This window comes from Streptomyces sp. AK08-02 (assembly GCF_033795085.1).
GTDB lineage: Bacteria > Actinomycetota > Actinomycetes > Streptomycetales > Streptomycetaceae > Streptomyces > Streptomyces echiniscabiei.
Window position 1 is genome coordinate 168,260 of sequence record NZ_JARAZV010000002.1, and the last position, 20,569, is coordinate 188,828.

The 20,569-nt window shown below is 72.5% G+C and carries 2 protein-coding genes; both read right to left on the reverse strand.

All coding sequences use genetic code 11. The features are described from left to right. Positions 1–81 precede the first annotated feature (81 nt). Positions 82–20,220: a hypothetical protein gene (locus PV734_RS04690; protein WP_319288826.1), complete on the reverse strand. Its 20,139-nt coding sequence runs from the start codon at positions 20,218–20,220 to the stop codon at positions 82–84. Between the two features lie 7 nt (positions 20,221–20,227). Then, positions 20,228–20,569, reverse strand: coding sequence for a hypothetical protein (locus tag PV734_RS04695; RefSeq protein WP_319094173.1), 342 nt, complete (start codon positions 20,567–20,569; stop codon positions 20,228–20,230).

Consider the following 20,569-nt stretch of genomic DNA (forward strand, 5'->3'; position numbering starts at 1 on the left):
TTGCCGGGTCACCGAGTACCGGAGCGTTGCGTACAGGGGTGCTGGGTACGGGAGTTGCGGCGGAGCTGCACGGGCCACACCTCAGCTCTCCGGCAGGTGGTGAGCGGGCGTGGAGTACCCGGCGCCGTCGAACGTGATCAGGATCGGCTCACCGGGGACGGAGCCGTACCGGTGTTCGACGGGACCCGGGCCGACGATCACGATATCCCGGCCCAGAGCCTGGGCCGCCAACGCGGCCACTGTGGCGACGTAATCTCCCGACTCCGGCCGGTTCAGGGCGAGTTGGAGCAGTTGTCCGGGGTCCAGCGAGACGGCGGCCACGGTCAGCCGACCGCCGAGCATGACGGCCTCGGCCGCCATACCCGACGTCACTTCGACGCCCAGGGAGCTGATCTCCGCCATCGACAGGGTGTCGACACCGGCCGGCAGCCGGACTCCCGGCGGAAGTCCGAGGGGACCCGGCTCCATCAGCCGCCCGCGCGCCCAGTCGTGCAGGGCCCCGGCGCTGTCGACGCCGGTCAACGGCTGCGCCCGGCCGGTGCCCGAGGACACGTCCACGGGCAGGGCCGCCAGCAGCGCGGCGCCGAACGAACCGTCCACCGGTACCCGGCCCGCGCCGTCGTCGGTCGGCGCCGGGCCCTCGGTGTCCGACGCGTCGCGGGTCGCCGTGACCGGTGGTTCCGGCCGGGTGGGACGGGCGCTCCGGTCGTCCGTGGATGTGCCCCCGGGTGTGGCGAGTGCCGGCCGGTTCGGCGCCTCGTCGGCCGGGGGAAGTCCCCGGGCCGGGGTGGCGTGGGCGGTGAGGTCCGGCCACCGGGGCGGGGCGGAGGCCAGGGAACCCGTCGGTACGTCGACGGGTGGCGCCGTGCGGTCGGCGGCCACCAGGGTCGCGAGGCCGGGGAGAGCCTCCTCCCCGGCCGTCAGGATGCGGGCCTGGGTTCGCTGTTCGGCCTCGGCGGCCTTGATCCGGTTCGCGAGCTCCTCCGCGTGCCGGAGTGCCTCGTGGTGTGCCTTCTCGGCGGCACGGAGACGCTCGGTCGCCTCGGTGAGGGCGGCGTGGGGCCGGCGGGCGGCCCGCTCGGCCTGTTGCTCGGCGGCATGCAGCTCGGGCAGGACCCGTTGGGCCTTTGCGTCCGCATCGCGCGCGGTCCGCTCCTCGGCGTGGATCTCGTCCAGGGCCGTTTGCCGCTTGTCCCTGGTTGCCCGCAGCTCGGCGAGCTCCCGGTGGGCCTCGCGGGCCCGGACCTTGTCGGGACGCTCGTCGCCGTCGTCGGCGGGCTGGTGGCGGTCGATGTCGGAGACGATCGAGTCGGCCTCACGTACCCGCTGTTCCGCGCCGCGGATCTCTTCGTCGAGTTCCCTGACGCGCGCCGACTGCTTGGCGGCGAGGTCACGCTGGTGCTCGGCCTCCCGCCGCCATCGGTCACCGTCCCGCTGCGCCTCCTCCCGCGCCTCCCGGGCCTCGGTGACGGCCCGTTCGGCCGCCTCGGCGGTCGCACGCGCGGCGGCCAGGGCCTCGTCCGCGAGGCCCGCCTCCTGCCGGACCCCCGTCAGCACCTCCTGGTGTACGGAGTTGGCGCTTCGGAGGGCGAACTCATCATCGCGCGCCTTCTGTTCGGCCGCCGCCGCGTCGGACAGCGTGGTGGCCCGGACCGCGAACCGTCCCCAGGCGGCTGTACCGGTCCCGTCGGGTCCCGAAAGGGCGCCGTCGGGACCGAAGTTCCAGAAGGTGAGGGTGCTGTCGTCGGCGCGCAGGACGAGTTCGACGGGCTTGCCGACCTCCGCGGCGGCACGTGACACGGCGAACAGGGCACGGCCGAGCCGCTGTTGCCCGGTGGCGGTGGTCATGTCGTCCAGGGCGAGCCACAGCTGCGCCGCCGGGTCCGCCGAGTCGATCTGGGCGGCCAGGAGACCGGGCAGGGTACGCAGCGGATGCCGCGTCCAGTCCCGCAGTTCGGGTGCCGCGACCGCCGCCTCACCCCCCTGTGTGTCCGGGTTCGCCGGCCTGGCGGCCTCGGCCTCGGCGTCCGCCGCCGCCCGTACCATCGCGGGCAGGTCGTACACCTGTGGCTGGGTACGCGGGGGAGTGATCCCGTGTCCCAGGGCGTCCCGTTCCCCGATACGCACGGTGGCGGCGCCGGAGACGTGCCGGACGCCCTCCGGGCCCTTGACGGTGAGATGCGCGTCGACCAGCGCCTCGTACGTCCGGGTGCCGTGCGTACCGTCGGTGGGGGCGCTTGTGCTACCCGTCTTGAGCCATTCGCGGACCCCGCCGGTGGTGCCCCCGCTGCTGCCCAGGGCCTGCGGCTGCCGGGTGAGTACGGGTGCGTTGAAGCCGCCGAGGACCCGGTCGGGGTCGTCGGTGCTGTAGACGCCCTGGAAACCGACTCCGCCGGTGGTGCCGCCGCTGCGGGACGAGCCGCCGGTGGTGGACGCGATACGGAGGCGGTCGAGGGTGACGTCCGCGCTCACCGTGACCCGGCGCGGGTTGTGCAGCGTGACGGACAGGCTGGGCGGGGTGCCGGGAGCCGACTCGAAGGGGAGGGTGCCGGGCATGGTGTCGGTGAGACCCGCGGCGGTGCGCGGGTGGTCCAGGCTGATGTCTCCGGCCTGGATGAGCTCGCCGATCCGGACCGCGGTGCTCTCGGCGGACGTCGACGTGGGGGGCGACCGCCAGCCGCGGTCCTGACCGGGGGCGACGGCGTCCAGCGCGGTGGTCAGCTCCGACCAGGCGTTGAACTCGAACACCGGCGCGGGACCCATCGGCACGAACCGGGCGCCCCGCGGTACCGGGGCCGCGGTGTCGACCGTCGGCGTCAGCGGCGTCACCACCTCGGCCGGGGCCGCCTCGCCGCCGGTGAAGCGCAGGGTGACGGAGGCCGGCACGGTCGCCGTGCGGTCCGGGCGGGCGCTCAGTGCGCGGCTGATCCAGCTCTTGGCCTCGGCGGCCGTGTCCGTGTCGTACCAGGCGAGGACGCCGCCCTGGAGGGCGCCGCCGACCAGGTTGGGCGGCCAGTCCGCGACGAGTTCGGAACGTACGGAGGCCGTGAACTCGTAGTCGAGGTCGAAGTCGGCGGCGCTGTCCGTGCGCAGCCAGAACCGGTCCTCGGCTGTGGACGAGGCCTTCGTGCCCTGGCTCTGTGTGCTGCCGACGCTCAGCCCGGGGCCGCTCCGGTCGGTGCGGGTGTCCTGCCCGGGACGTGGGTATCGCGTGGTGGGGTTGAAGGTGAGGCCGTGCTGCGTGGTACTGGTCGTGCTGGTGCTGACACCGGCCGGGGTCTGCCCGTGGAACTGCTCGAGTCCCGTACCCGGTCCGGCGTTTCGGCCCCGCACTCCGCGCAGTTCGGTTTCGTCGCCGCGCGGCCGGGCGGTCAGGGTGACCTCGACCAGACGGGCGCCGCCGAGCGCGAGGTGGCGGAAGTGGAAGCGCTGGGCACCGCGTGGACCGCGTCCGGGGAGGGCGCGCAGACCGGCGGTGGAGGTGTAGTCGGCGATCCGGGAGGCCACGCCGGGCAGATAGGAGGAGTGACCGGGCTGGGTGACACCCGGTGCCTCGGCCTCGACCAGCGCGGTCAGTTCGGCCCGCAGCCGGTCCCGGCGTTCGACGAGGGTGGGCGGTGCGGTGGGGGCGGGTGGCGCTTCCACGGCGGCTTCGGCGGCCCCGGCGGCCTCGGCGGACGGGCCCGCGACGGGCGCACCGGTGGTCGGACCGTCGGAATCGGCGTCGGCCCCGTCCGGCGCGGCCGCGGGCACCGGCTCCAACACGTCGAACTGCGTGACGGACAGCACGGCGGCCATTCCCGGCTCCCCGGTGCGGGTGAAACGCTGCGGCAGAGGCAGCTCGGCCGGGGCGGGCGGCAGGGGAGTGAGCCCGTCGACGTCGGTGAACCACCCCTCGTGGCGGCTGAGTTGGCCGTCCGTCATCAGGAACTGCACGGCCTCCGGCAGGTCGACGGCGACGGTGATGTCGGACTCGCTGCCGTATCCGAGGGTGTTGCCGACCACGTTGCGCGTGCCGCGCCGGACGGTGATCAGGATCGTCGCGTCGGCGCCGACCCGGTGTTCCATACCGCTCTCGGTGGCCGTCCGGTTGACGGAGGTGCTGGTGGAGACCGTGCCCGAGTCCTCGGTGCGGCTGGTGTACGCGTACTTCCCGGAGGGCCCGAAGACCTTGGGCGGGGCCGGTGTCGAGGCTGTCTTGACGCCGGTGTCGGGGCCGGCCCCGGAGGGAGTGGCCGCGACGGGAGCGGCGGGCGCCGTTGCCGGGGTCCTCGTCCCGGTGACGGCGAACCCCGTCTGGTGCGTGCCGCTGACCGACTTCTGCTGGGCGGCGGAGTCGATGGCGGCGACGCCGGTCTCCAGGTACTGCCTGGCGCTCTGCAGATGCCGCGCTGTGTGCAGCACACCGCGGATCTCCAGCGCGTACTCCTGATCGGCGCCGAGCCCGGGCAGGGTGATGCCCTCGACGACGTACCCGCCCTTGAAGATCTGGTGCGCGCGGGCGACGAGATTGCCCGGGGACAGCGCGGCCTGCCGCACCTCGGCGGCGACGGTGGTCGGATCGCCGGCGCTCTGCCCGGCCACGCTGGACGCCACCGATCGCGCCGCCCATGAGAGCAGTTGAGGGCTTGCCGCACCGACGGCGGAGGCCATGGCCCCCAGCCGACCGGTTTCCGGGTGCCCCGGATGGGTGCCCTCGACGATCTGCCGCAGCGCCTCCTGGAGGACTCCCGAACCGCGGAACACGTCCACGATCGCGTCGTCCGGCAGCTTGACGATCCCCGGCAGCGGGCTGCCGTCGGGGCCGGTCATGGCCAGCCGCGAGTGATCGGCGGCCACCGGTTGGGACACGGTGTGCGCCGGGGCCGGGGACGCGGGCCCGGCCGCCGGTTCCCGGGTGCGGTGGTGGGGCACCGCGAGGGTGATGGAGCCGCTCACCGTCCGGGGTGGCGGCCCGGACGGCCTGCCCTCCTCCAGGAGGTGCAACTGCAGGTCACCGAGGGCACTCGTGCCGGGCACCGGGGCGACGGGCGGCGCGGACGGGGTCGGGACGGTGTGCTCGGCGAACCGCACGGCGGGCTCGGCGCCCGGACCGTCGTACAGGTCGAGCGCGAACCGTGCCGGTATCTCGAAGACCTCGCTGCCCTGCCCTGAACCGATGAACAACTGGTCGTGCGACAGACCCGCGCCGACCGTGGCCGTGTGGCCGGTCTGCCGACCGTACGAGTAGTCGGCGGCCCCGCCGAGGGTGCCCGAGCCCTGGGTGTACGGCACCGCGAGGCCGCGCGGGCCGTCCGTGTACGGACCCACTGGGCCGGACGGGCCGCCGCCGAAGCCCAACGACCAGCCGTAGCCGGACGCCTGTTGCTCGGTACCGGCCATGCCGAAGGAGGCCAGCGAGACGTGCTGGATGTCGGGGAGGGTGCGGGTGTGGATGCTCGGCAGCGGGACGACGGCACCTGTACCACCTGCGGCACCCGTGCCTGTGCCCGTATCCGTGCCCCGGTCGCGGACGGCGGTGAGGCTCAGCCTGATGCGATGGGTGCCCGTGGCGGTGGGCCGTTCCAGCCACAGGGAGTGGCCGCCGTCGACCATGGCATCGGTCGCCGCCCGAAGCCCCAGCGCGGAGCGAGCCTGCTCGAAGCGCCGCAGATTGTTCAACTGGGCCTGCACCAGCGACTCGTCGGGCAGCACAAGATTGCGGACGTTTGTCTCCGGCGGCAGGAACCCGTTGGCCCGCAGCCAGACCTCGGCATGCCCGAAGAGGTCCTGAGGGCCCTCGACGGCCAGCGGGGCGGCGGTGATGCCGATGCTTTCGAGGTTCTCCAGTTCGGCGGGGAGCGCGCGCCGCTCCTCGGCGGTCGGCGGGTGGCCCTGGGCGGATTCCCGGGTCAGCAGCCGCAGTTGCATGCCGTCGTGCCAGGGCTCGAAGACGCGCGCTGTCTCGCCGCCGCCGGGCCGGACGAGGGTGACCGTGTGCCGGACGGTGGCGGGGGCGAGGAGATGACTCCGGTTGGTGCGCAGGCCGTGCAGGACAGTGGCGGTGCCGCCGTTGCCGAGGGTGTCGCTGGTCTGCCAGCGCACACCGCCCTTGCCTACGAGGCTGCCCGCGACCTTTTTCGACGCGTCCGGGTGCTTCGCCGCGTGGTCTCCGGTGAACGCGGGGCCGACCCCGAGGTCGACCCCGACGGCGTTGGTGATCTTCACCTGGCCGTCCACCTTCACGGTCTGGACGAGATGGCTCTCCAGGTTGATCTTCGTGTCCAGGCTCCGGTGCGTGGGCGTTCCGGGTGTGACCTCCGTGGTGACTTTGAACATGCCGATCGCCCGGCCCCGCGAGTCCAGCAGCAGCGGCGAGAAGATGCCGCCCGACCGTTGCATGGGCAGCGTTCCGCGCAGCACCGGCTCGGCCAGAAACGCCTCCAACTCCTGGGCGGAGGAGGCGCTCAGGTCCGGCAGATCGTCGTGGAAGGCGCTCAGCACGGACTCCAGCAACTGCTGCGGGTCCGCGACGGTGTCCACTCCCCACACCGGCAGATCGTCCAGTCCGGCCGGCGGCGGCAGCGGGGTCCCGGACGTGTCGGCCACGGCCAGATGCTGCGGGAACCAGACCGTGACCGGCCCATGGGCCTGCGGTGCACCCCAGTTGACCGGGGGCGCCATCCGGGGCGAGTCGACCCGCACCTCCCAGTGGGACGCGAACTCGTAAGCCTGCGACAGCTCGTTGCTGCGCTGGGCAGTGGTGGTCTGCACGAGCTGGGTGACCGACGTGGACAGCGACAGCTGGTTGTGCGTCAGGGAGACGGACGGGCTGAACTCCCAGCCCCGCAGCGCCCCGGCCGCGGCGACGGGCAGGGACACCGACCAGGGCACGGGCACCGTACGGGAGTTGCCCGATGACTCCGAGTCCCCGGACTCCTGCGCGCCGAACCCACGGCGCTCCACCCGCACATCGGGGTCGGTGACGTCGTGGATGCCGTAGCGGGGCGAATGTGCGGGGTCGCGCAGCCCCAGCCGTACGTCCACACTCCGTTCGGTGCCGCCGACGGTGACGGTCACCCGGTGGCCCATGCTGCTGCGCAGATAGGGCAGCGCGAGCACCAGCTGCTCGGCACCGAGCTTGTCCCGCAACTGGGCCAGCACCGGATCGTTCTCGGCCACCGGGGCGACGAACCCCAGTGCGCGCAGGACCTGTTGGTGAACGCCGTTCACGACGCGCGCGGGCAGCGGCTCGACCTGTACGAGGCCGACATTGCCGTCGTGCCGGCTCCCGTAGCCGAGCACGAAGGGTGAGGGCGGCGCGGGGGCGAGGGGGTCGGCGCCGTCGACGGGGGCCGGGTCGGGGCGCGGGTCCGAGGCGGCAACCGGGTCTGGGTCGCCGATCAGCGCGTTGATCAGGGCCAGGTGGCGGGGGCGCAGGCCGCCGTGGGTGTAGTGCTCCTGTGTGTCGTTCGCGGTTGCCTCGGCGCTGACCGACTCCGGTACGGGGAGTCCGTAGTCACCCATCAAACTGCCCTCGACTCGCGGGCGTTGGAGCGCGGTGGCGTCCGGTGACTCGTCGCGCAGGCCCAGTTGGTGGCCGACCTCATGGACGAAGTCCTGACTTGTCCCGTCAAGTCGCCAGGTGTGGTGGGACGTTCGGGCACCGGAGTCCGGGGCGGCCAGCCGCACCTTGAGGTGGGCGTGTCCGCCGGGCGGTACGGGGACGACGGTGACGTGCATGCGGTCGCCGCCCGGGAGTCGGTTGCCGGGGGCATTGAAGACGCGCTCGACACCTGCCGCCATCCGGTCCCAGACGGCCTGGCGGTCCGCTTCCGGTACGGAGTCGGCGTTGGTGAACCGCACATGGACCGTCAGATCGGTGACGGGCTCGCCGTCGTGCGTGAAACGGCGTACGTCGAATCCGGACCGGACGACGTACTGCGTGACCTTGCCGTCCGCGCCCCTGGGCCTGGACACCGGGTCGACCCAGGTGTGCGAGCGCTCCACCGCGGCGGCCTCGGCACGCGCCGCGTCCCACCCCGGAGGCGTCGGCGGCACCGGGTCCGGGGACTCGGTGTGCCCCCGGTCGGCTGTCGGCGCGAGTGGATCGGCGCCCGGGGCCGGGACTGTCGCGAAGGCCCTGCCCAGCGCCTGCAGCACCTGGTCGTTGTCGGGACGAACCGCCTGATCGGTCAACCTGCGGAAATACCGGCCGAGTGGCGACTCCGGCTTGGCCGTGTCGACGATCGCCTCGGCGATGCTGGTCACCGCCTTCGTGGGAGGGGCCACGGACAGCGTGGCGGACTGCGTCCTCAGGTCCGCCAGTTGCCGCTCATGGATCCCGGTCACCACGGCCAGCAGGCCGTCCCGGTCGGCCGGGGTCAGCTCGGCCCACTCCTCCTGCAACTGCATCGACCACTTGTAGTCGGGTGTGCCCGCGGGGGCCGGAGCGAGCATGGTGTCGATCGTGTCCATGGCTCCGTGGCCTTCTCCCAGGACGCCGAGGAGGACCTGACGCGTCTCGTCACCGAACACGTCCCTGAGGCGGACCAGTTCGTTGTATCCCAGGTACAGCGTCAGCTCACCGTCGACGGTCTCCGAGGGCAACGCGCCCAGCACACTGCGAGCGGTCTCCGCACGGCCCGCCATCAGCCCCGCGGGAAGGTTCTCGAACTCCTCCCCCCACTCGCTCAGGGCGACGATCGCCTTGGTGACCTTCTCCAGCTCGACCAGAGCCGCCGCATCGTCGGAAGTGCCGGCGAGCGGATCGTAGGGAGTGGTGTTGGTGCGCACCGAGAAGTACGGACGCCCCACGACCTGGAGCATGTTGCTGGTGTTCGCGCCCTCCACCACGGCGGGCAGCGTGCCCATCAGGTACACCTGCCGGAACAGGTCCTGGGTGAGGTTCCCGGCCTCGACGACGATGACCTCCCCCGGCTTGGCCTGCGCGATTCGCCGGGGCAGTTCGGGATCGTCCAGCGTCAACTGGGTGTACCACGGCGCCCGATGGCGGGGCGCGATGTCGACCGTCGCGTTGCCCAGCGCCAGCAGGACCGCGGGCCGGTCGAGTTTCGCGCCGTTCATGCCCGCAGCCAGGGCGCCCAGGGTCGACGCGCGCTCCGAGGGGTGCAGGTTGTGCATGCCGTACGCCGGCATCAGGTTCACCCGGTCGCCGTCGACCGCGTGGGCGACGGCCCGCAGACCCGCCGCACGCTCGGGAGTGGACGCCTGATCGGCGATCATCTCGTCGAGGGCCGCCCCGGTCACGCGTGGCACCGGGAACCGGAACAGGGCGCTGTCCGGGATGCCGCCCTCGCCCTGGAGATCGGTGACTTCGGCGTCCGCGTCCGGACCGGTTCGGGTGTAGAGATAGCGGTGGCCGCCGGTCCAGGCGTACGGCTTGAGCACGACCGCCTGGTCCCCACCGGTGAAGTGGAGGAAGTTGGCGGCGAGTTCGGCGTTGTCCACCAGCGCGTCGTTGGCGGCTACGAGGACCAGGTGGCCGTCGCGGGGGCGGCTGGTGGTGTCGTAGGCGACGGCGGGGTCGAAGGTGTCCGTCACCCAGTCGACGCGGGCGCGCAGCGGCGCGGAGAGCAGCACATCGAGGCGCTGCTGGACGTTCTCCGGTGCGATGACGGTGATACGGCCGTGATAGCCCAGCTCGTCGAGCGAGTCGGCCAGCATGGTGGCGGCGGCCTGATGACCGAAGTTGGCGGCGTCGTCCACGACGACGGTCACCCCGGGCAGATTCTCCAGCCCGGTGCGGACACGTCGCCGCAGCGCGGCCTCGGCGGCGGCGCCGGCCGGAGCCAGCGGGTCGGCGCCGAGGTCGTGATCCCGGGTGCTCGCACCCGGTGCCGGTGCCGGGTCGGGGTCGCCGACCAGCGCGGTGAGCAGCGCCAGATGGCGGGGCCGCAGGCCGCCCTGCGCGTAGGCGGACTCCGGCTCGCCGTCCGGGCCGGCCACCGGAAGGTCGTACATGCCCATCAAACTGCCCTCGACCTGCGGGCGTTGCGGAGCGGTGGCGTCCCGGGACTCGTCACGCAGGCCCAGTTGGTGGCCGACCTCGTGGGCGAAGTCGAACGCCGTGCCGTCCGTGCGCCACACATGGTGCGAGGTGGGCCGCCCGGTCGCCGGACCGGTCAGCTCCACGCTCAGATGCGCCTCACCGCCCGGCGGCACGGGCACGACGGTGACATGCAGCCGCTCCCCACCGGCCAGCCGGTGCCCCGGCGCGTTGAACACATGCTCCACACCGGCGGCCATCCGGTCCCACACGGCCTGCCGGTCCGCCTCCGGCACGGAGTCCGCGCCGGTGAACTCCACCTGGACGGTGAGGTCGGTGACGGGTTCGCCGTCGTGGGTGAAGCGTCGTACGTCGAAGCCGGACCGCACCTTGTACTGCGTGACCTCGCCCTTCGCGTTCCTGGGCCGGGACACCGGATCGAGCCATGTGTGCTCACGCTTCTCGGGGGTGGCCGCGCCCCGGGCCTCGTCCCAGCCGGGCGGGGGCGCCGGTACGGGCGTCACCGGGAGGTCCGGACGCCTCCCGTCGGCCGTGGGCGCGAGCGGATCGGCGCCCTGGGCCGTCCGGGCCGGGAAGACCGTGCCCAGCGCCTGGAGGACCTGGTCGTGGTCCGCGCGGTGTGCCTGGTCGGTCAACCGGGAGAAATAGCCGCCGAGCCGGGAGTCGGAGCGACGGGCGTCGGCGACCGCCTTGGCGATCACGTCGGTCTTCTCCCGGTCCGGGGCCACCGAATACGCGGCGGACTCGTCCCGCAGAGCCGCCAGATACCGCCCGTGCGTCTCCTCCGTCGCGGCGACCAGCGCGTCCCGCTGGTCCGGCGTGAGGTAGACCCAGTGATTCTGGAGCCGGTTCACCCGCTTGTAAGAGGGCTCCGCCGGCCGGTCCGGCTCCATCAGCTCACGGACCTCGCCCAGGTTCGCGTGATCCGGTCCCAGAACGCCCGTGACGATGTCGGTCGCCCGCTCGCCGAACGCCCTGCGGAGCCGGTCCGCCTCGTCGGGCCCCAGCAACAGCACGAGGTCCTCGGACTCGCTGTCCGGCGGGAGGGCCTTCAGCACACTGATCGCGGTCTCCGCCCTGCCCGCCGCATCCCACGAGGGAAGGTCCTCAAGAGCCTCCCCCCATGGGCTCCGGGCGACGATCGCGGCGGTGACCGCCTCCAGGTCCGCGACCGCGGCGGAGTCCTCGGGGGTGCCGGCCACCGGGTCGTACGGGGTGTTGTTGGTGCGCACCGAGAAGTACGGACGGCCTTGCAGCTGAAGGGTGTTGGTGGTGTTGGCGCCTTCGACGACGGCGGGCAGCGTGCCCATCTGGTACACCTGCCGGAACAGGTCCTGGGACAGGTTCCCCGCCTCGACGACGATCACCTGACCGGGCCCGGCGGCGGCGACGAGCCCCGGCAGCGCGGGGTCGTCCAGTCTGATCTGGGTGAGCCACGGCGCACTGTGCCGCGGCGCGTAGTCCACCGTCGCGTCGCCCAGGGCCAGGACGACGGCGGGCTTGCCGAGTCTGGCGCCGTGCACACCCTCCGCGAGCGCCGCCAGGGTGGATGCCCGCTCCGCGGGGTGCAGGTTGTGCAGACCGTAGGCAGGCATCAACTCCATGCCCTGGCCGTCCACTTCGGCCACCACCGCCTTCAGGCCCGCCGCGCGTTCCGGCGTGGAGACCTGCTCGGTGATCAGGGCGTCCAGGGCTTCCCCGGTCACGCGCGGGACCTCGAACCGGTACAGCGCGCTGTCCGGGATGCCGTTCGTGTCCTGGAGGTCGGTGACTTCGGCGTCCGCGTCCGGGCCGCCCCGGGTGTAGAGGTAGCGGTGGCCGCCGTTCCACGCGTACGGCCGGAGCACCACCGCCTGGTCCGCGCCGGCGAAGTGCAGGAACTTGGCGGCGAGTTCCTCGTCGTCGACGAGCGCGTCGTTGGCCGCCACCAGGACCAGATGGCCGGACCGCTCCCGGCTGCCGCTGTCGTAGGAGGCGTGCGGATCGAAGGAGTCCGACACCCAGTCGACGCGCGCCCGCATCGGCGCGGAGAGCAGCAGATCCAGCCGCTCCCGGACGCTGTCGGGCGCGATCACGGTGACCCGGCCCTCGTACCCCAGCTCGGTGAGGGAGTCGATCATCATCGTGGCCGCCGCCTGATGGCCGAAGTTGGCCGCGATGTCCACGACCACGGTCACCCCGGGCAACTCCCCGAGACCGTCCCGCACCCGCCGGCGCAGGGCCACCTCCGCGGCGGCCGTGGCCGGGGCGAGGGGATCGGCGCCGACAGCGGCGGTGGAGGGTGCGGGTGCGCCGGTGGTGGCGCGGGACTGGGCGAGGGCCTGCTGGGCGGTCCGGTCCGCGTCGCGCAGTCCGGGGAGAGCCAGCTCCGCCGCCTGGAGGGACGCCTGGGCGAGGGCGAGATCGTTCCGGACGGTCTGGAGGGACGCCTGCCGCGTGGTGCTCTCGGTTCGCAGGTCGGCGAGGGCCTGGCGGGCCTGTCCGGCCCGGGCCTGGTCCGGGCGTTCCTGGGCGGGGACCGGGGCAGGGGTCTGGCCCTGACGGGCCGAGCGGACCCGGTCGATCCCGTCGACGACGGCCCGGGTGCGGCGCACGGTGCTCTCCGCCTCGGGGATGCGTCGGCCGAGGGTGAGGAGACGCGCGGTGTGGTCGGCGGCCTGGGCGTTCAGGCGGGTGATGTCGGCGTTCAGCCGCGCGATGTCGTTCTGGGCCAGATCCAGGGCGGCGCGGGCGCCGGTGGCGGCGATCTCCTGCTCGGTGGGGGGCTGTTCGGTGATGGGCTGTTCGACGGTGGGTTGTTCTGCCGCGGGTTGGTCTGTGGCCGGTTGGTCTGTGGCGGTGTCGGCGGGGCCGGAACTGCCCCAGAGGGACATGGGGTCGAAGTCCTCGGAGTCGCCGAGGTTCCCGAAGTCACCGAAGGTGGATTCGTTTCCGTCGCTGTCCTGGTCTCCGCCCGCGGGCCGGTTGTTCGCGGCGGGGCCGGAACCGCCCCAGAGGGACATGGGGTCGAAGTCCTCGGAGTCGCCGAAGTTTCCGAAGTCCCCGAAGTCGGACTCGTCCCCATCGCTCACTCCGCCCCTGTCCCCGTCTTCGTCCGAGGCCGCTGCGGGTTGCTGGGCGGAGGTCGAAGTGCCCGCCTCGGGCTGGTCGTTCGTGGACTGGGTGGTGGCGGAGGCCGGGGTAGGGGCGGGGTCCGCCGGAGGCGGATTCGCGGACGAGGTGCGGACGGCGGGCGGCGGAGCGACCGCCTCCGACGACGACGGCGTGCCGCCGACGGCGGTGTCGTCCTGCGGGGCCGGGAAGACCCTGCCCAGTGCCTGGAGCACCTGGTCGCTGTCCGGATCGCGTGCCTGCTGGGTCAACTGGGCGAAATAGCCGCCGAGTCGGGTGTCGGACCGAGCCGCCTCGTTGATCGCCGACGCGATGACCCCGACATGTTCGGGGGAGGGAGCCACCGAGTACTGGGCGGAGGACTTCCGCAGTTCCTCCAGACGCCGCCCGTACAGGTCCTCCGCCGCCGCCAGCAACGCGTCCCGGTCTGCCGGGGCGAGCGCGAGCCACGTGTCCTGGAGCCTGGTCTTCCGTTCGTAGTCGGCCTCACCCAGCAAGGGGGCCGCCAACAGTGAGTCAACCGTCTGCTGGTCGGGACGGCCCGGTCCCAGGGCGTTCGCGACGACGTCGTCGACCTCCAGGCCGAAGGCCGCCTGGAGACGGTCCATTTCGTCGATCCCCAGCCACAGCTTCTCCGCGCCGCTCTCGTCCGCCTCCGAGTGCAGCTCCCGCAGCACCTTGAACGCGGTCTCCGCCTCGCCCGCCCTCAGCCACGCGGGAGCCTCGGCCAGCCGTGCCCCCCAGTCGCTCTCGGCGGTGAGCGCCGCGGTGACGCCGTTCAACGTGGCCACGGCCCCACCGATGTGCGGGGGCGCGGACTCGGCAGGGTGGCCGAGCAGGTCGTACGGGGTGTTGTTGGTGCGCACCGAGAAGTACGGACGTCCCTGTACCTGGAGCGTGTTGGTGGTGTTGGCGCCCTCGACGACAGCGGGCAGCGAGCCCATCCCGTACAGCTGCCGGAACAGGTCCTGCGAGAGGTTCCCCGCCTCGACGACGATCACCTCGCCGGGACGGGCCGCCTCGATCAGCCCGGGGAGCGTGGGATCGTCCAGCTTCACCTGGGTGAGCCATGGGGCCTGATGGCGGGGTGCGAAGTCGACGGTGGCGTTGCCGAGGGCCAGTACGACGGCCGGCTTCCCGACTTGGGCCGCGTGCACACCCTCCGCCAGGGCCGCCAGTGTGGACGCCCGCTGCGAGGCGTGCAGGTTGTGCAGCCCGTACGCCGGCATCAGCTCCGTCCTGTCGCCGTCGACCGCGCGTGCCACGGCCGTCAGACCCGCCTCGCGCTCCGGGGTGAGGTCCGCGGCGGCGATCAGGTCGTCCAGCGCCGTACCGGTCACCGGCGCGACCTCGAACCGGTACAGGGCGCTCGGTGAGATGCCGGATTCGCCTTCGAGGTCCGTGACCGTGGCGTCCGCGTCGGCGTCGGCACGGGTGTAGAGGTAGCGGTGGCCGCCGTTCCAGGCGTACGGGCGCAGTACCACCGCCCGGTCCGCCCCGGTGAAGTGCAGGAAGTTCGCGGCGAGTTGGCCGTTGCCGACCAGCGCGTCATTGGCCGCGACCAGCACCAGGTGGTCGTCGCGGTCACGGCTGGAGGCGTCGTAGGAGGCTCTCGGGTCGAAGGCGCCCGCCACCCAGTCGACGCGGGCATTCGCCGAGGGGGACAGCAGGCCCTGGAGCCGCCGTCGCACGTTCTCCGGAGCGATGACGGTGATCCGGCGGTCGTAGCCCAGCTCGCCGAGCGACTCGATCATCATGGTGGCGGCGGCCTGGTGCCCGAAGTTCGCCGCGTCCTCCACGGCCACCGTGACTCCGGGCAGGTTCCTGAGCCCGTCCCGCACCCGTCCGCGCAGGGCCGCCTCCTCGACGGTCGGGGCGGGCCCGCCGCGAGCGTCGCCGATCGCGGTGAGCAGCGCGGGCCGCTCGTCGGCGGGGGCGTCGAGCAGTTGGTGCCACAGCGTGTGCTCCGGGACGCTCGACGCCGTGCGCGTCGCGGGCGCGAGGGGGTCGGCCCCCGGAACCGGGCCCGGGCCGGTGGCGACGTACGGAGGGTCGTCGGTGTCCCCGATCAGGCCGTCGATGAGGGCGAGGTGGCGGGGGCGCAGGCCACCGTGGGCGTAGTGCTGGTCGGTGCCGGTCGCGGCGGCCTCGGTGCGGACGGAGTTCGGTACGGGACGCCCGTAGTCGCCCATGAGACTGCCCTCGACCCGCGGGCGACCGGGCGCCGTCGCGTCCCGGTACTCGTCGCGCAGCCCCAGCTGGTGGCCGATCTCGTGGACGAAGTCCTGGTCCGAGCCGTCCGTACGCCACACGTGATGGGACATGGCACGGTCGTCGCCCGGACCCGCCAGCTCCACCTTCAGATGCGCCTGGCCCCCCGGCGCCACCGGTACGACGGTGACATGGACGCGGTCGCCGCCCGGGAACCGGTGCCCGGGCGCGTTGAAGACCCGCTCGACGCCCGCCGTCATCCGTTCCCAGACCGCCCGCTGGTCCGCCTCCGGTACGGAGTCGGCGTTGGTGAACTCCACCTGGACCGTGAGGTCGGTGACCGGTTCGCCGTCGTGGGTGAAGCGCCGAACGTCGAACCCGGACCGGACGACGTACTGCGTGACCTCGCCGTCCGAACCCCTCGGCCGGGACACCGGGTCGACCCAGGTGTGCGAGCGCGCCAGAGGCGTGGCGTCGGCACGCGCCGCGTCCCAGCCCGGCGATGCCGTCATCGTCGTGGGCGTGGCGGGCCTGTCGTCGTCGATGGTCGGGTCGTAGACGCCGGGCGGGAGCACGGTGGTCGGCAGGATGCGGTTCAGGGCGGTCGACTGGGCGTTCAGCTCGACCGAGGGAAGGTGCAGCAGCTGGGAGAGGCCCGGATAATGGGCCGGGAGGACGGGGCCGACCGGTGGGTGGGGGGTCGCGGGCGGAAGGTGCCAGTCGGAGTGTGCCTTGCCGATCACCGCGATGTAGCCGTCATTGCGGCCGACCCGGTCGCGCTGCACCGTGAGGGCGGCGTAGGCGTTGAACTTCACCGCCCGCTCGTAGCTTCCCCAGCCTGATGTCATCGAGGAGGCGGCGGGCAGGCCGTCCATGGCGACAACCCGCACTCCGTTCGCACGGGCGGCCTCCAGGGTCGCCAGCAGCCCGAGACCGGCCTGCGAGTTGTGCGAGGAGTCGTACAGCGTGGCCATCCGGCGCAGTTCGACGGGCATGGGCGCGTTGACCGGGGCCCGGAAGTAGGCGTTCAGGGAGGGCGCGAAACTGTCGCCGCGCAGCGCCTCCACATAGATCGTTCCCATGCCCTGGGCCCGCAGTGCGGCCATGTTGTTGATCAGGAAGGGCCAGCTGGTGGACGCGCCGTGCGTCTCACCGAGAATCAGACCCTGGTGTGTGTTCAGCAGCGTGGTGGCGCCGGTGAGGGCGTCCGGCGCGGCCTGCAGGGTGGCGTCCACGGTGGCGAGTTCGGCCGGGGTCAACGAAGGGGGACGGTTGTTCAACTGCTGGGTGATCTCGGCTTCCAGCGCCCGCGTCCGTGCCTCCTGCCCACTCCAGAAACGAGCCGTACGGTGGTCGAGTCGCCCCACCGCCTTCCACCAGGCGGCGCTGTCGAGTATCTGCATCCCGGGATGCGCCTCGTTGATGGGGTCCCGGATCTCCTGCCGGAGCGTCATCCGGGTCAGCTGGTCCAGATTGCCGAAGGTCACCGGGTCCCAGTCCGTCTTGAACGTGGTGCCGGCCTCGTTCATACGGATTCCGGGTACCGCCCCGCCCGTGTTGATCGCGGTGGCGACCGGGGCCAGCCGGTCGGTCTCCGCCCTGTTGGGCTTCATCCAGCGGAACGTCTTGTGCACGACGTTCCGCCGGGGCGGATAGACGAGGGAGGGCCCGGGAGGGCTGGCCAGCAGGTCCTGCGTCTGGGTCCGGCCGAAACCGAGGACCCCGCCACGCAGCCGTGGCCGCCGGATCAGGTCCGCCTCGTCGACCTCCGACGACGGCGCGTCGACCTCCAGCACCGTCAGCTGGTTGATCACGTCGGTGACCCGGGACCGCGCGTCGTGCAGCCGCCCCTCCGCCTCGGCCGACTCACGGCCGTGCGAGGTGCTTTCGCCCGAGGCCCGCCGCGACTCGGCCTCCTCGAAGGCCACCTCCGCCTGCCTCAGCGCGGTCAGCGCCGAACCGTAGTCGGCCAGCACCTGCTCCGCGTCGTACCCCGCCAGCTCCCGCCGGTACGCGTCGGGGGAGTCCGCCGGATACTCCACCGGCGCGTCGTCGTCCACGGGGTCGGCCGCGGCAGCCCGGCCCTTCCCCTTGTCCACGGCCGGGGCTTGTACGAGGTCGCCCTCGTCGGTCTCGTCCGCATCCGAGGACGGCACGGGCGACGATACGGAGGAGGCCGCGGCCGGAGCCGGTCCGGTGAGCGCGTCGTACGGCGCCTGCGAGGTGGCCGTGACCCGGACGGGGGCCGGCGGGTCTGCGCCGAGGGTGTTCTGGGGGGCGGGGGTGGTGGTCGATCTCGGGTTGGCGGTTGGGGAGTTGGTGCCGTGGGTGTTCTGCGGGCCCGGGGTCGTGGCCGCCCTCGGGGCGACGGCCGGCGGGTCGGCGCCCTGATCGACCTGGGAGTCAGGCGCGACGGCCGACGAGCTGGACTCGGTGGTTATGCGCGAAGGAGCGTCGGTGTCGTCCTCCGTGGTCGGCTCCGGGGCGACGGCCGGTGGACCGGACGACGTGGCGATGCGCGACGGAACGTCGATGTCGGTGTCGGCGGCCGACGCGCCGACCGTACGGACGGAATCCGGTCCGGGGACGGTCTCCTGGTCCTGGCCGAGGCCCAGGTGGTCGCCGATCCGCTGGACGAGATCCTGTTCCGAATCCGCCTTGAGGTGAGCGCGTCCACCGGGCGGCACGGGGACGACGGTGACCTGGACCCGCTCGCCGCCCGGCAGCCGGTGGCCCGGGGCGGCGTTGAAGACGCCCTCCACACCGGCGGCCATCCGGTCCCACGCCGCCTGGCGGTCCGCCTCCGGCAGGGCGTCGGCACCGGTGAACTCCACCTCGACCGTCACATCGGCGACCGGGTCACCCCCGTCGGAGGTGGACCGGCGTACATCGAAGCCGGATGCGTCGGTGCCCGTACCCGAGTCCGCCGGGCCGGCACCGCGCTGCGACGGCTGCGGTCCGGACGCCGAAGCGGAAGGCTGCTGCGAGCCGTGGCCGGAGGAAGAGGCAGGGGAAGAAGCGGAGTTGGAGGCGGGGGCGGGGGCAGGGGTACTGACGGTCGGCACCGGAGTGGCCGCGACGGGCCCCCCGACGGACGCGGCGCCGGGGTCGGAGCTGGTGCCGGCACCGGAATCAGTGCCGGAGTCCAGCCCGATCCCCGCCCCGGACCCCGGCCCGATCCCCGACCCGGCCACGGAGCTGATGTCGGCCCCGGACACGGTGTTGACGCCGGTGTCGGTCTCGGTCGTGCCCTCCGCCCCTTCCTGCGTGCCGTCCTCGGCCGACGTCGTACGGGCAGACTCTGGAGCCCCGCTCCCCGTGTGCGCCGAACCCGTGGTCGGTACGGAGCCCGAGGTCGGGGTGTCCGACCCGGCACCCTGGGGCCGGCCGGCGGGGTCCCCTACGCCGTCGCTGTCCTGGGAGCCGGTGGCACCGGGCTCGGCGGACTCCGTGGTGGAGTCGGCGGAACCGTCGGCCTCCTGGCCGGTGTCCCTCTCGTCCGTGTCCGTGCCGTTGCCGGACTGGTTGCCCCGACTCCCGCCCGGGGACGCCGAGTTGCTCCCCGCGTTGTTCCCTGAGGCGCCGCCCGACGAGGACGCGCCGCTGCCTCCCGTGGTCGGTGTACCCACGCCACCGGAAGACGTGGTGGACACCGTCCCCACCCCGCCGAGGGCCCCGACGCCCCCGATACCGCCCGTCCCCGGGTCCACGGACCCGGTGCTGTTTCCGCTCCCGGTCCCGATGCCTCCCGTAAGACCACTCTCGGAGTCGGAGGCGCCGCTGCCGCTCCCCTTGCCGCCCCTGCCAGTCCCGCTGCCGGTGCCCTCGCCCCCGGTCACCGGCAGCACGTTCACACTGCCGAAGTCGAAGTTGGAGCCGAACTTGCCACCGAGGGACGACGCCCCGGAGAACAGCGCCGAAGTGACCACGGAGCTCATGCCCGCGCCGACGAAGGTCTCCCAACTCCCTTCCCACTTACCGTTGAAGATCCCGTTGACGAAGATCTCCGCGACCGCCTCCGAACCGCCTCCCACCAGGAACTCGTTGGCGCCGCCGCCGACTCCCCGGCCGAACCTGTCGCCCGGGGACGGCTTCGGCGGACCGTTGAACTTCGAGGTGATGTCGTCGGTGATGTTCTTGGTGTTCGACTTGCCGAAGGGGTTGGTCCCCGGGCCGTCCAGCCAGTTCTTGAGGTTCTTGCCGAGGTTCTTGGTGATCGAGTCGAACGCCCCGTGGAACATGCCGGCGAAGGCGCCGAAGGCACCGTCCTGGAGGATCTGGTTCCAGTCGAAGCCGTCCGGACGGCGGCCCTCCGGGGCCATCGTCATCATCGCGAGCCGGACCACGAACGTCTGGAACGCCTCGTCGAACGCCTCCGACAGACTCGGCAGCACATGGGTGCGCTTGAGCAACTGGTCCAGAGTGGTCAGGATGGAGACACGGCTGCGGGCCTTCGCCGTGGCGATCTGACTGGCCGACGAACCGCCGGTGAAGAAGGACAGCGCCGTGATGATGGCCAACTCGATGAGCAGCCGCACCAGTTCGGCGATGATCTGCCACTTCGACTCCATGATGTCCATGGAGGTCTTCACCCGGCCGTTGCCGACGTCGTCCAACTGCTTGGCGAACTCCCGCAGATAGTTCGTACCGCCGTTGTCCACGAACAGCCGCATGGCCCGCACGTACTGCTGCCCGACCTGGGGCGGCAGCGCCGAGCCGACGCCCCTGACGGACTCCTCGATCAGGTCGGAGAGGCTGCGGACGTTCTTGCCGAGCCGTTTGTACGGCTTGTGGCTGGCGTACGCGAGGTCCTCGTCCGCCTGGAGCATCTTCTCGCCGATGAGCACGAAGAGCAGGTTGTTGAGCTCGGGCGAGACCATGATGCTCATGGCAGTGTCAGTGCCTTCCGCCGCGGCTGCCCGCGGAGTTGATCGAGTCCATGACACCCATCTGGGTGCTGCGGATGTTCGACAGGTTGCTCATGGTGCCGTCGGCGACACTCACCACCGCGTCGACCAGGGACGCCCCGGTCTGGACGGCCGTCTCACGCTCCTTCAGCTCCGCCGGTACGACCTCCTGCGCGAAGCTGTCGTCCCTGCCCGGCCAGCCGCGCGTGTCGTTCACGGTGGTCGTGAAGTCACGGAGCATCTCGTGGGCGAGCGAGCTGATCGCGTTGATCTGCCGGACACCCGCCGCCAGCCTGTCCGGCTCGGCGTAGTACGCGTTTCCCTCGGCCAT

Coding starts and splice junctions, on each gene's coding strand:
- PV734_RS04690 (WP_319288826.1), bottom strand. CDS start 20,220: ATGAGCATCATGGTCTCGCCCGAGCTCAACAACCTGCTCTTCGTGCTC.
- PV734_RS04695 (WP_319094173.1), bottom strand. CDS start 20,569: ATGGCCGAGGGAAACGCGTACTACGCCGAGCCGGACAGGCTGGCGGCG.